The sequence below is a fragment of the Scytonema sp. PRP1 genome, assembly GCF_036697665.2.
Classification (GTDB): domain Bacteria; phylum Cyanobacteriota; class Cyanobacteriia; order Cyanobacteriales; family Nostocaceae; genus Kalymmatonema; species Kalymmatonema gypsitolerans.
Genome location: NZ_JBAHYJ020000038.1, coordinates 50,048 through 64,109, shown reverse-complemented (window position 1 = coordinate 64,109; position 14,062 = coordinate 50,048). Strand labels below are relative to the sequence as shown.

The 14,062-nt window shown below is 40.8% G+C and carries 12 protein-coding genes; 3 read left to right on the top strand and 9 right to left on the bottom strand.

Annotation, left to right across the window (positions count from 1 at the left end; translation table 11 throughout):
* The 4 genes from V5G28_RS07620 to V5G28_RS07605 all read right to left on the bottom strand — a co-directional run.
* Positions 1-2,139 (bottom strand): AAA-like domain-containing protein (locus V5G28_RS07620; protein WP_332992505.1); only part of this gene is annotated, 2,139 nt, incomplete at its 3' end.
* A 484-nt stretch (positions 2,140-2,623) separates the two neighbouring features.
* Positions 2,624-3,502, bottom strand: a complete 879-nt coding sequence (locus V5G28_RS07615; RefSeq protein WP_336230044.1) for an AAA-like domain-containing protein — start codon at positions 3,500-3,502, stop codon at positions 2,624-2,626.
* Positions 3,481-4,701, bottom strand: a complete 1,221-nt coding sequence (locus tag V5G28_RS07610) for a serine/threonine-protein kinase (RefSeq protein WP_336230043.1) — start codon at positions 4,699-4,701, stop codon at positions 3,481-3,483. Before V5G28_RS07610 ends, V5G28_RS07615 begins: the two co-directional genes overlap by 22 nt.
* A 507-nt stretch (positions 4,702-5,208) precedes the next feature.
* Positions 5,209-6,132 (bottom strand): nucleoside hydrolase, encoded by a 924-nt coding sequence (locus V5G28_RS07605; protein ID WP_332992499.1) that lies wholly within the window; start codon positions 6,130-6,132, stop codon positions 5,209-5,211.
* Positions 6,133-6,145: 13 nt separating this feature from the next.
* On the opposite strand from V5G28_RS07605, the gene V5G28_RS07600 reads away from it, so the two are divergent.
* Positions 6,146-6,577 (top strand): nucleoside deaminase, encoded by a 432-nt coding sequence (locus tag V5G28_RS07600; protein WP_332992497.1) that lies wholly within the window; start codon positions 6,146-6,148, stop codon positions 6,575-6,577.
* Positions 6,578-6,812: 235 nt separating this feature from the next.
* Complete coding sequence (locus tag V5G28_RS07595; RefSeq protein ID WP_096561668.1) at positions 6,813-7,214, top strand: hypothetical protein; 402 nt, start codon at positions 6,813-6,815, stop codon at positions 7,212-7,214.
* 3 nt (positions 7,215-7,217) lie between these two features.
* On the opposite strand, the gene rbsK is transcribed toward V5G28_RS07595, so the two are convergent.
* From rbsK to V5G28_RS07575, 4 genes are all read right to left on the bottom strand, one after another.
* Positions 7,218-8,168: a ribokinase gene (rbsK, locus tag V5G28_RS07590; RefSeq protein WP_336230042.1), complete on the bottom strand. Its 951-nt coding sequence runs from the start codon at positions 8,166-8,168 to the stop codon at positions 7,218-7,220.
* A 111-nt stretch (positions 8,169-8,279) separates the two neighbouring features.
* Entirely contained in the window at positions 8,280-8,579 is a 300-nt protein-coding gene (locus tag V5G28_RS07585; protein WP_332992494.1) for a hypothetical protein, read from the bottom strand.
* Between the two features lie 642 nt (positions 8,580-9,221).
* The gene (locus tag V5G28_RS07580) at positions 9,222-10,268 is read right to left on the bottom strand and encodes an alpha/beta hydrolase family protein (protein WP_332992492.1); all 1,047 of its coding nucleotides are present in this window, start codon (positions 10,266-10,268) and stop codon (positions 9,222-9,224) included.
* Positions 10,269-10,358: 90 nt separating this feature from the next.
* Positions 10,359-10,916 (bottom strand): sugar O-acetyltransferase, encoded by a 558-nt coding sequence (locus V5G28_RS07575; RefSeq protein WP_096561671.1) that lies wholly within the window; start codon positions 10,914-10,916, stop codon positions 10,359-10,361.
* Between the two features lie 184 nt (positions 10,917-11,100).
* Between V5G28_RS07575 and V5G28_RS07570 the strand changes: the two genes are divergently transcribed.
* Positions 11,101-12,303 carry a patatin-like phospholipase family protein gene (locus V5G28_RS07570; protein WP_332992510.1) on the top strand — a complete coding sequence of 401 codons (1,203 nt, stop codon included), beginning with the start codon at positions 11,101-11,103 and terminating at the stop codon, positions 12,301-12,303.
* Here V5G28_RS07570 and V5G28_RS07565 read toward each other — a convergent pair.
* Positions 12,293-13,603 carry a GGDEF domain-containing response regulator gene (locus V5G28_RS07565; protein WP_096570483.1) on the bottom strand — a complete coding sequence of 437 codons (1,311 nt, stop codon included), beginning with the start codon at positions 13,601-13,603 and terminating at the stop codon, positions 12,293-12,295. The two genes, V5G28_RS07570 and V5G28_RS07565, sit on opposite strands and share 11 nt — an antisense overlap.
* Positions 13,604-14,062 lie beyond the last annotated feature (459 nt).

Sequence of the window (14,062 nt, the reverse complement as noted above, 5' to 3'; positions counted from 1 at the left end):
TTGCGCCCGTTCGTGGATATTGTCAGCAATTGTTTGTAAAGCGAGGATGGGGCTAGCAGCAGGATATTTTTCTAAAGGTCGTCCATCCTTCACCAGTTGTTTTAACCTTTGTCCGGCATCCATCGCCGCTAGTAATCCTTCTATTTCTTGATGTTGTTTCTCAAACTGGTCTAAAGCTGCAACCCCTGCTCTTTCTAACTCCGTTGCTTCCTGTGCTACTTTGGTTTCTGTCAATGCCTGCGCCCTTTCTTGTTGTGCTTGCTTCAGGCTAACTTGGGCTTGTTTCACATCATCTTGAGCTTTTTTCGCTTGCGCTTGCGCCGCACCTGCTTGTTGATTTGCCAAACTTACTTTTTGTTGTGCTTGTTGAGTCTTTTGCGCTGCATCTTGCTGAATTCGCTGTAAGTTTTGCTGGGCATTAGTTAACTTTTGTTCAGTCTGTTTGACTTTTTGTTCTGCTGCGTTTTGTTTTGCCTCGGCTTTTTGCTGATTATTTTGCGCTAGCTGCTGTTGTTGCTTGGCGGTTACTGCTTGTTGTTGTGCTAATGCTGCTTGTTTTTTGGCAGTGCTTGTTTCTTGATTCGCTTTTGTGATTCCTTGCTTTGCCTGATTTAATTCTGATAAAGCCGCGTCTTTTTGTTTATTCGCGTCCTCTCGTTGTTGAACTGCGCTATTGCGTTCTGATACAGCAGAATTCCGTTGTGATTGAGCAGTCATTCTTTGTTGATTAGCCACACCAGCCGCCATGACTGCGATAATTGCCCCAACTATCGACACAGCCAAAATAGTCCCACCAATGCGAAGCTGCTTCTGGGTTTTGCGTTGCGCCTGGGCAAGTTCAAACTGTTGACTAGCAGAGATAAATTGATAATCTTGATTGCTTAAACTTCTGCCTTCTGCCCATTCTAAAGCATCGTGTAAGTTTTGCCCGTGCAATAAATGTGCAGAATCCTGGTTAGACTTTAACCAAGCATCAAAAACTGTGGCATAGAATTCTGGACGGAGATTTCTTAGCTCTTGATTAACCCAATTGGAATTAAAAATTGACTCGTAAATGCGGTTATAAACTTTTAAATGTCCCTGCTGTTCTACCACCAGCCCTGACAACCGCAAATCCATTTGTTCAGGAGTATCAGCCGCGCTGATTCCTCCAAACCCTCCTTGATAAGGTGAGGTCAAAATTTGCTGATAGATTGCCAACAACCTACCTGTACGCTGTGCACCACCTCGTAAAATTCGGTCACGAATCGTTTTTAAATGCTCTGGTTCATCCTGAGATTCCCAATTAGAAATGACTCTAGTTTGCACCAACTCCTCTACCCACTCAGCAACCCTATTTTCTGGAATAGCAGCATCAGCATCAAGAATCATCTGGCAAAGTTTTTGAGTTAGAAAAGGTTGCCCCCTAGTCCAATCCAAAATTGATGTTATAGCCGCGTTTGGATTATTCGTTTTCACAGCCAAACCGCCCGCTAACGGTTTAGCTTCTTGTAACTGAAAACCTGTTAGTTGAATCGCTCTACCAATATTAAAAGGAGTGCGTCGTTTATCTTGAATTAAATCAGAAGGAGTCGCTACCCCAAGCAGCGCAAAAGTCAGTCGTTGATAATCTGGTTTTGTCGCCCGATTGTTATAGCATTCGCGAATGAGAGCAAAAAAATCATCTCTCTCAAAATTTAGACTTAAAACACTGTCGATTTCATCGACAAAAATCACAATATTTTGAGAAACCGACTGCAATAAAACAGTTTCAATAAACTTACTTAATCGGTTCACTGGAGACAGCAAACCTTCAGTTGACCACCAAGTATTTAAATCAAAATTTTCATAGAGTTCCAGACTGTTGATAATAGCATTAATTATCCCCGCATACCATTGTTCCGAAGTGAGTTCCGCAGTGCCAATGCTTGTAATATCAATATCAACACAGGCAAAACCCTCCGCCTGCAACCTTCGCATCGTTCGTATCTTCAGGCTAGACTTGCCCATTTGCCGGGAGTTGAGGACATAACAGAATTCCCCAGCCTTTAACGCTGTGTAGAGTTCAAAATCTGCCTGTCGCTGCACATAAGTGGGAGCATCAATTGGTAGACTGCCCCCAACTTGATATTTGTATGATTGGTGAAATTGTTGATTCATTTAGATGTTTTTTTTAATTTTCTTTATAGATTAGTTAAATACTGATTATCTTTTTTCCTTGTTTTCCTTGTTCCCAGGTTCTACCTGGGAATACAGACAAAGCGGCTCTGCCGCTAGAGGAGGCAGAGCCTCCTAATAGTGCCAGCCAGAGACTGGGAACGAGAAAAGTTTGCGATTAAGAGCTAACCAACAATATCTTCTTTTTTATAGGGGTCAGACGAATCAAATTATGCACTTAGGGGATTCCTTGTTTCGGTGGTCGTAAGCAGGAAATACAGACAAAGCGGTGCCGCTAGAGGAGGCAGAGCCTCCTGATAGTACATTCCCAGCCAGAGACTGGGAACGAGAAATTGCCAGCCAGAGACTGGGAATGAAAAAACTCGATCCCCCCTTAAAAAGGGGGGAATCTTAAAGCCCCCTTTTGAAGGGGGTTGGGGGATCTCTTCTGCGTAAGTCCTAAATTGATAAAACAAGAAAAAATAATCTAATTCACCCCCAAATTATCCCGAAAATATAACCGATATAAATCACATAAAGGCGTGACATCATTACCTTGAAACTTCACTAACCCCATACTGCGTAACTTAAATGCCAAACCTGTTTCTATCCGTACTGGCTGAGTCACAGCAACGACTTGTTTAATAGCAGCAACTAACTTGCTATCTTCCTGTAAATTCCTCAAATGCCTACGCAGATGGTCACTATAAAAACCCTCTTCTGTCGGCGCAATTTGTAAGAATTGCGACAAGCTAATTCTGCCACGAGCAATTTCATGAAGTGCTTTCCTAACTAGATAGGGATGTCCCCCAACCATTGCCATGAATTGCTGAAATTCCTCCTCAGTCCAATTTAAATTGTGTCGTTGTACCAAATTCCGCACTTGTGACTCATTGAACTCTGGTAACTCAATTGGCAATCCCACATTAAACGGTGACTGATTAATATTCAAAGGAATATAAACCTCCTTGGAATGGACTATCACCAATCGCAGTTTTTTCCAAATTTCTTTATTCTTGGACGTTTCATGCCAAGCTCTTAGTAAGGCAAAAAATTCTGAGGCAACTTGCGGATATTGAAAAACTTGATCCACTTCATCCAAACCCAAAACGATTGGGCTATCAATTTCTGAGAGCAAGTATCTTTGAAAGTAGTTTGTACACTTATCCTTACTACCCAAAACACCTTGCCAATATTCACTTAGCTTATCCTTGAGATTCAACTCCTGAGCAATGCTGCCACAAAACCACTGCAAGAACTTATCCAGAAAAAACTCTGCATCTGCTGATTGAAAGTTCAAGGCAGTTTGACAGCCATGTTGCGCCCCATTATGAAGAACACGTGTCAAAAGTGAAGTCTTACCCATTTGCCGGTGTGTCTAATCCGGATCAGCGCTCCTGGTTGTAAAATTGTCTCGTAACAGTCAGCCTCAGTGGGTGGACGTTCTACATAAAAGGCAGATTGCAAGCTTACTTGTCCTTCTGGTTGTTCAAAACTGCCAGAAGTAGAAGCTGGTTGGCGAGCAATAATACTTGATGCTTGAGGATTGTCAGGTGTACTTTCACCAAAGAGCTGCCGAAAGAATTGCAAAATCTTTTGGAAAATAGACGTTTCACTCACTGACTGCGAAGAGTTTTGCGAAGAAACGAGAGGAGCTGCTTGTGAAGCTTGAACAATTCTCGGCGTTGGCTGGAGAGTTGGAGCCTCATAGAGATCCAGATATCGCTGCAAGGCTTGCAACGCAACGGTACCATTTTGGTAACGCTGACGATAGTCATAGCGCACCATCGTATCTAAAATTTCTGCACCCTGGGGGCTAATATTGATCCTGTCGGCAAGCAAAGCGCAATATAATTCACCATTGTTGGCATCTCGCGGTAGCTGTTGAGGTTGTAATCCAGTCAACGCCTGAAAAGCAAGAATTCCCACTGCATAGATATCGCTACTGAACTGAGGACGAAAAGCCTGTTGTTCACTAGGCATATAACCCCGAGTGCCAATTGCAACTGTTAGGCTGCTTTCACCTTGAGCGTTGACTTTCAAAGCACTGATTTCTTTTACCGCCCCAAAGTCAATCAGTACAATTTTCCCATCATTACGCCGCATTAAATTCTGTGGCTTGATATCCCGATGGATAATACCTTGTTGATGAACAAACGCCAAAACTTCTAGAATTTCCTTAACAAGCCTTAAGACTTCACTCTCACTCTTGGGCGAACCAGGAATAATTTCTTTTGCTTTTATCAAATCATGCCCATCAACGTATTCTTGAACTAAATAAAATTCTCCGTTTTCTGGAAAATGGGCAAACAGCTGGGGAATCTGGGGATGTTGCTTACCAAGCTCGTATAAAAATTGTGCTTCCCTGTCAAATAGCTTTTTCGCAAGAGTCAAAAAATCAGGATTTGGGTTTTTTAGTTTGAGGTGTTTGACAACACACAGGGGTTGCCCTGGTAAATCTAAATCGTTAGCCAAGTAAGTATCGCCAAAACCGCCACCACCCAGATACTGAAAAATTTTGTATCGATTTCGGAGCGTTACACCAATTAAAAGAGATTTGTTCATTTTGCGTCTCCTATCTTTTACACTGGTAACTGGTCAAAAGATAGAAAGCAACACAAAAATAAAATCAGTAGAAAAATTTTATTCTCTTTCATCTTTTTGCTATAAAATCTGCAATTTTAGACGCACCAGTTGAAAATCATTGCAATATACACTGTTAAAGCAAAAAAACCTGTTTTTACTATTATTATAAGTAATTACATCGAGTTTATCGCCAAAACAAACGGTAGCTGATTTTGTTTCAATGTTTGTAATAATCATGAATTGCAACCGCACCCTCGACGAGGATGCACGCAGATGTAACCTTACTTTTCACAAGATGTGGAAAACCTCTCTCCAAACCTCTCTCCTACAAGGAGAGAGGCTTTAATTTTTCCCTCTTCCCTAGTAGGGAAGGGGGCTAGGGGGTTAGGTTTTTCGTGGATTTTTCCATATGGCGTGAAAAGTCAGAGATGTAACAGACCATTATCTGCGTTTCTCTGCGTCGAGGGTGCGGTTAAAATCTAAAATTCACCGTGCCCACTGCTGCAAAATATAAGCGTAGAAAGCTTTTTTATCTACCGTATCCATCGCAGAAATCTTACGCCCTCCAGACACTATTTTGGTACGCCCCTGACTCAGACCTGTGGTGATAATTTCAGTTTCCCACTCCCGCAGTTGATAAAATTCTGGATGAGCAAGATAAGCCGTTGCCAGCACATCCCAAAAATAATAATCTTGGGGAATAACCAGCGCTTGACATTGTCCCGCTAAATCAGATAAGGGATAGTGGCGTTGTTTTCCCACTTTGTACACAATGTCAGATGTCACAGGCACATTGTTGGTCAAATCCAAAGGACACATGATAATTTCAATCTGGGTTTGCCACACTCGTGCTGCGGAAATAGGGTCCCAATACACATTCCATTCTGCGGAACCATCTTGTCCTGGTTCCAAATTTTTGTCCACATTGCCAGCAACATTCAATGCACCCCCCATCCAAACAATCCTTTGAATTTTCGCTTCAATTTCTGGTGCTTTTTCGAGTGCAGTTGCTACTGTGGTCAACGGACCAGTTACCATCAACGTTACAGGTTCTGGTGCCTCACGTAACACTTGTATCATGAAATCTTGACCTGGTTCGGCAACTAAAGATGTGCGAATTGTTTCGCTTTGATTGAGAATAGGAAGATGGTCAACAACAAATGAATCGCGACGGTAAAGGCGAGGGAAGGGATTGATACCGCGTACGGTGCTTTGGGCAACGGGAATATGAGAACATTCCATTAAATCCAAAATTTTACGTGTAGCGCTTACGGCTGGTTCAGCGTAGCAATCCGCTGGAGTGATCACAATACCTAATGGCTGTATGTGATCCATAGTCATCAGCAGCATAGTTGCTAGATAATCATCTACACCACCATCGTGATCCAATAAGACAAGTTGTTTAGACATGGAGATTTAAAAAATGGATGAATTTATGCAAGCTGCGATCGCACAAGCAAAACAAGGCAGACAAGAAGGTGGAATTCCCATTGGTTCCATTCTCGTCAAAGATGGCAAGATTATCGGCAAAGGACACAACAAGCGTGTGCAAGACGGAGATCCAGTCACCCATGCGGAAATCGATTGCCTTCGCAATGCTGGTAGAATCGGCAGCTATAAAGGTACAACACTCTATTCAACCTTAATGCCGTGTTATCTGTGCGCTGGGGCTGTCGTACAATTTGGCATTAAAAAAGTTATAGCTGGAGAATCAAGAACGTTTCCCGGTGCTAAAGAATTTATGGTATCCCACGGTGTGGAAGTTGTTGACCTCAATCTTGATGAATGCGAACAAATGATGAGCGAGTTTATTGAAGAAAAGCCCGAACTGTGGAACGAAGATATAGGTAAATAGTTGGTAGTTGTAGAGACGCGCCGCTTGAAGCGTCTCTACAGGCTACTCCCTTCCCGCTAGAAGATTACCTATAATGTAGGTCAACTCACATCTTGCACCAAGTAAAAGATACACGTAGCTTCTTGCCAAAAAAAATAAGAAGTCGTGGAACTAATTGAAAAAGGATGCGATTAGAGGTTTGATATTTGGAGCGAGAGACGTAGCGTTCTTTCTAGAATAAGTTAGAGAATTAAAGATGATTGTTGAACCCGAATTTGACAAAGAAACTTTTTTTGAAGCAGGCAATCACGAAGATTTTTGTAAATTATTACGTGCTTGTGCTTACGCTCTTGAAAAAAAGATTTCACTTTATAACGCCATAGAAGAAATCGGAGTGAAATTTCAAATTCTCATGTGTTCTATCGTAAAAAATGAAGAAGTCAACGATGAAGGAAAAATTGAAGAAAGCGAAGGTGAATTTTGTGAAAATTACGAGTTACAAGATTTCATAGAAGATATTCCGTACGGTGTTCGGCTGGCGTTTCTTGCGGCTGAATGCACTGCAAATTTAATTCGCTGCGTAAGTATTTCTGAGAATGAAGAAAGTCGAATTTTGTATGAGTATATAAAAAAGAGTTTAGAGGAAGAGAATGTTTGAGGATTATAGGTAATCTTCTAGCGGCAAGGGAGTAACTCCCCTTTCTTTGAGAAACTCATCAAAAGTTAATCTCTCTGGAAGCGAAGGTTGCGCCCCTGGTTTCGTTGCAGCCAAAGCACCCGCTGCTGCACCCCAAACCACCGCCTGACGCAAAGAAAGTCCCTCATGAAGCGCCGCCGCTAAACCACCATTAAACGCATCCCCCGCAGCAGTTGTGTCAACAGTATGAACTGGAAAACTAGGTATAAAAAAGCTTTCCTCTTGAGTGGCACACAAAACACCTTTTGCTCCCAGTTTGGCGATCGCATTTTTCACACCCCTTTGTCGTAATACAGCCGCTGCTTTTGTTGCCGATTCTTCTCCATCCACGGGAAAACCCACCAGTTGCGCTGCTTCCACTTCATTCGGTGTGATAATGTCTATTAATGGGTAAAGTTCATCTGGTACATCAGGCTGTACAGGTGCTGGATCGAGAATGACTGTGACTCCCGCTTCTCGTGCGGCTTTGGCAGCGGCAACAACAGCAGGCATAGGGATTTCAAATTGTAAAAGTAATGCAGTAGCTTCTGGTAACAAACGCGACAACCGTTCCACATCTTCCTCATTAACGCGCCCATTGGCACCAGGAATGACAAGAATTTGATTTTCACCCCTCATATCTACAGTGATCATGGCAACACCAGAACTCACGGTTTCATCCACCAACACATTGTCAGTTTGCACACCGGATGCTTGCAGAGAGTCGAGGAGTTCTGTACCAAAACTATCTGCGCCTACACGCCCCACCATGTAGGTTGGAATTCCCAGCCGCGCTGATGCTACTGCTTGATTTGCACCTTTACCGCCTGGTGCTTTGAAAAAATCTCGTCCCAGCAGCGTTTCTCCTGCAACTGGTAACCGGGGTATTGTTGCTACCAAGTCTATGTTGATGCTGCCGAATACGATAATAGTCATAATTTAGCGAAGTAGCGCAGACTTATATTATCCCGCGTTTAGGCTCAGGTATCGACGCCGAATGTTTTGTGACGTCCTTAACAAAAAAGTGGAATACGTACGCGTATCAGCTTAAAACTTTTTGTTGCGAAAGAATACAATGTAGTAGAGTGAGGGGTCAACTCTATCTGTAAAACGAGTATAAAAATATTGCTCTTGGCTAGAGTCAGCTTCGTAGTGTTCAGATAGATTATTTTCCAGCGTTTCTGCTGGGCTTGGGGCAAGAGTTGCTTTCATCAGGGCAGCAATCTTTGACGATATAACAGAAAAAGGATTTTGTAGATATCTCTGTACTAGTGGCTTTTGTTCATGACAAGAAATTTCTACTTTTTCTAAATCTTGTTGTAACTGATCATTTATATTGTTAAACATATACGTCCTCCTGGAAAAGCATTAAGTTTTATTGCTGTTTTTTCCCTTTTTTAGGGAAATATATCCAAAGCAGAGATTTGGCAATGGGGAAACATCTAAAGAAGTGAATTTCTTCTGAAGAAAATAGGTAAATTTAGTTGGAATAAAGCTAACGAAAAGCAAATTACTTAGAACTTACGCACTATACCAATGCATCTGCAGATGCATTTAGTATTGTCGTTATTGCAAACATTATGTAGGAAGCTGTTGGTTTAACTTTAGACAGCAATCGTCAACAACTTGGAAATTTTTCAAGACAACCCTGAAAAATTATTTTGTCTTAAGATTTACTGCCACCATACAACCAGGCTATGCACGTGTTGCATAACGCATCATATCAGGAGTTATTTGTAAAGTGCCTAAGTCCTGTCACTATAGAATCTTAGTTATAAACTATAACAGGTAATCACTTTTCGTTGGTAATTCTAACTGCATTCTTAATAGTTGTGGGTGAAGTCAACTTATGCACTTTTAACTTTTATTGCAGTCACATGGCTTGTAACAAGTAAAATGAATTCGGACTCACCTTTTACGAGGTTTCCTACGGCTGCGCTGATTCGATGCCTTCTACACAACACTTCTATTTCTGTTTTCTTGCGTATGTTATTTGGGTTTCTTCAGCCCCAACAGTGCACCACAGGCACTGAGTACCACTAACCCCAATGTACAAGATGCTTCAGGAATAGGCTTAGCTTGGCTAACCACGCTCACATTTGGATCTAGAGCATCACCCGTGTCATAAACGTAATCAAAAGCAGCTTTGTCATCAAGAACACTAGCACGTAAAAAGAGTCCACTCCAACGGGCGACAGTTTCTACTCCCACAGATTGAGGGATGGTTGGCGTGTTAGGATCTGTGATTGCACCTGCAGGGTTATTGGTATTCGTGATGCCATAGTGGTTAGCACCCAAAATACTAATTAACGCTTTGGGAGGCGTCTGGATCTGCTCATAGGTTTTTTCAGCGTTAATGGGAAGAGCTCTGCTATCACGAGTTCCCTGCAATAGGGCGATGGGAATTCTTGAGTTGTTGATGGGAAGAAAGAACGCTCCGTTTTGATTACGCAGACCTGCACCAAAAAATGCTCCTGCTACCAGTTCATTTGGTCGGCTGAAAGAACCTTCACATTGAATAGGGGAGAGGCAGAGGTTTGCAATGGCAGATAGTCCAACTGCGCCTCCTGCAGAGTGACCGAGCAAGCCTAGTTTTTGTGTATTGATAACGCCAGCAACCGGTGAAGCAGGATTGGAATTTTCTGCTTCCATTTGTGCTAAAACAGCGTTGATTTGTGAGGTTTCAGGTAGTAGTCCTGTGAATCCAAACTGGGGGAGTGACCTTGGATGATTGGGTACAACAACTACAAATCCGTATCTAGCGACTATACTGGCATATTCTGAGTAATCTGATTTATCGACATTTGCACCTTGCAATAACAGCGCAACAGGAAAGGAGTAATTGCCAGTTTTCAAATTTGACGGGTTGGGAAAGTATATATCGGCTAGGTCATTATTAGCAGAGATTATTGTACTGTAGCTAGCCACATCGTTAAATAGAGGAGCATCGCTGAAGGTTGCAGCAGCTGCGACTTTCACTGTACCGCAAACTATAAATGCTGCTGCTGCAGCTACTGACACTTTAATGGTAGCCACAGAAACTACTCCTTCTTTCAGTATCTTTATGTATACTAGCTGTAAGAATATCTGATAGCGTAGTTCGGGACAACTTTTGTTAGCTAAAAATTATAATTCCCGAATAACTCTACAGGGATTACCAACAGCAACGACATTTGCAGGTATATCTTTGACAACGACACTACCAGCACCAATAGTCGTATTGTCGCCAATTGTGACACCTGGACAAATAATTGCACCGCCGCCTATCCAGACATTATTACCGATTTTAATTGGAGCGGCGAGTTCTTTACCAGAAAGGCGAGTTTCTGGGTCTGTCGGATGATATGCCGTGTAAATTTGAACGTAAGGAGCGCACAATACATTGTCACCAATATGAACTGTATTGCAATCTAAAATCACACAGCCATAATTCATGTACAATCCGTCGCCTGCATAAATATTTTTACCGTAGTCGCAGTGCAATGGCGGCAGAATTGTCACATTTTGTCCCACTTGACCAAATAATTCCTGTAGAATTTCCAAACGGTCTTCTTGTTGTTCTTCAGTTGTAGAGTTATACATTCTCAGTAGACGAAGTGCGAAGTTCCTTTCAGCAACTAACTCTGCATCGAAACCAAGATACAGTTCGCCTGCCAGCATTTTTTGTTTTTCTGTTTTTTCCATGCAAAATTTATATTGACTCTCAACACTTTTTTATAATTTTTTTATGACTGCTAAAATTTTCGGCAAAACTGTAATGTTTAAAATTAATATATTCTCAATAAACAAATATTAAAATACTGGATTCGTTGCTGTTGTTTTATAGTTTTTATTAAAATCATAAGTAATATACTAACATAAAATTTAAATAATCGAGGATTGGGGAAACTATGCCTTTTCGGATTTTGAGCTTGGATGGTGGGGGGATTGGGGAGTCATTGGGGCAAAGATACTGGCAGACATTGAACAGCAAGTAAATCAACCTTTAAATGAGTATTTTCACTTAATTGCTGGGACTTCTACAGGGGCAATTTTAGCAGCAACCATTGCCAAAGGATCCAGAAGTGAAGAAATTGTTCAATTTTACAAGCAAAACGGCAGAATACTCTTTCCTTATCAAAAGCGTTTTTCGCTGCAGAGAATTCCATTACTTTTGAGGTATGGTTTTTCTGCTCCTAAATATTCAGACAATGGCTTGATTCAAGTCCTAAAACAGACTTGCGGGGAGACAACACTGTTTGATATCGATTCGCCGTTACTATTAATTGTTTCTTATGACACGATTGAGCGGCAACCAATTATTTTTAAAAGCTGGCGTCAAGACAAAGGTTATGGTAATGTTCCTCTGTGGGAGGCGTGCGTTTGTTCGGGATCTGCTCCAACTTATTTCCCAGCCCATAAACTAGACAAGAGAATAGATGGAAAAGTTCAAAAGGCGACACTAGACAGTATAACTCTAGATGAGGATGCATCTTCAACCATAGATATATATAAGGATACGCTTCTAAGCATCACAAGTGGCACAGGTAGTGGACAATCTCGCACTATTAAAAGGTATGTGGGAGCAAATCGACAAGCGTTGGTCAATGCACCTTGGCTTGAGATACCTGACGAGACCTCAACTTATTCAATTCAAACTATATACTCTGCCATTGATGGGGCTGTCGCTGCCAATAACCCCTCTAGCTGTGCCGTTGCCGAAGCGCTAAGATTGGGTCATTCGCTGGAAGAAATTACTGTTCTTTCCATAGGAACGGGCGATGCTACGCGGGTCATCCCATTTGAAAAAGTTCAACAATGGGGTGTTCTACAATGGGCACAACCGATTGTCGATGTCTTGTTTGATGCTTCATCAGACGTTTACGACTACATTACCAGCCAAATCCTTGATCAGCGTCATTTGCGATTGCAATTTAAACTTGATAGGGAGTTAACTGGCAAACGGTTGAGCGATGACATTGATGATGTCAGTGAAGAGAATATCAATAATTTAATCGAAGCGGCAGATGTTTATATTAAGCAACCGGAAATACAAGCGTTACTACAAAAATTTTTGCAGATTAATCATTAGTATCGAGTGACTTCTGGGAATTAAACACAACATAACGAGCTTTTCCCTGTTGCTTTGCATGGTACATAGCCATATCAGCATCCCGCAGCAGATTTTCTGGTTGCTCATAACTACTAGAATTTAAAGCAATACCAATGCTAGCTGCAATTAGTATTTCATGTTCTTTCAACTCAAGTGGCAATTTTAAGCTTTCTTGAATACGTTTGGCAACGTTCGTTGCGTCGGTCACGTCTTTAATATCTTCGATGAGAATCGCAAATTCATCACCACCAAATCGTGCTACGGTATCGCCACTGCGTAAGCACGATTCTAAACGTCGAGCAACCTCCATCAACAAATCATCACCCACACTATGTCCAAAACTATCGTTAATTTTCTTGAAGCCATCCAAATCTAAAAACAAAACAGCATAGCGATCATTGTTTCGTCGTTTTCCCCGCTCAAACACTTGGGTCAGCCTCTCCAAGAATAAAACTCTATTCGGTAGTCCTGTGAGCGCATCGTAGAAAGCATTGCGTACAAGTTGTGCTTCTATGAGTTTACGTTGAGTAATATCTTGAAAAACTAAAACTGCGCCAATCATGTTCCCATCGTCATCGCGAATGGGAGCAATACTACCGCCAATATGTATTTCTGTATAGTTCTTAGTTATTAATGTCAAGGTTTCAGGTAGATTCAAAACGACACCCGTCTGTATGACTTGGGCCGTTAAATCCTTGATCATTAGCCCTGTATCCTTGTCAACCAAGCTCAAAACTTCTGTTAAATTCTTATTAACGGCTTCATCTTGCTTCCACGCTGTAAGCGCTTCTGCCACTGGATTCATCATACAAATACAACCAGAAGTATCTGTGATCATGACTGCAGAACCCATACTTTTAAGAATTGCTAGAAACTTTCGCTTCTCTTCCAGCAGTTTTCTTTTGGTTTGGTGTTTATAAAGAGCCATTTTGATAGCAATATGCATATCTCGTTCAGTAACTGGTTTAGTAATATAGCTAAAAGGTTCGGTTAATCGATTTTCATTGATTGTTTGTATTTTTGAATAATCAGTTAAATATAAAACTGGAACTTCAAAATTTTTTATGATAATATCAGCAACCTGTGCACCATTTATTGTTCCTGATAAACAAATATCAACTAAGACTAAGTTGGGATTTGTTTCTTCTACCTTTTTTATAGCTTCTTCTCCCGAAGAACTAATATCATAAACAAAATAACCCATTTTTTGCAATCTCTTTTTAATATCTAATGCTATTTTTTTTTCATTTTCAACGACTAAAATTCTTTGACTAGCCATATTAAGCTCTCCCTCTGAATTAGCTGATAATTTTCTGAAAAAGATTCATTCACTCAATTTAAAGTGAATCATCCCATAATAGTAAATCTTCAAAATACCTGCATAGTTACTCTATAAAATACTAAATAGGCAGTTTTTTTTTAAACTAAATATTGTTCTTCTAACACTTTTCTTAACTTCCGGACAAAGTTAATTGAATTATTTCATTATATCAATGTCAATTTACTAACTTGACATCTGGGTAGTGTAAAAATAGCAGGTATAAAAGAAATCTTTTGCTCAGCTACAACCGTTTTTGTAGTAACAAACACCTTTTCTTTTTAAGTATAAAAAATAACCAATACTATAACTGAGTTAATTTGAGACATATTAAAATCCATTCATTTTATGTATTCAACTAAATTGATAGATGAAATTTAATACAATATATAACACTTTTATCTGAAAGCAACTGCCAAG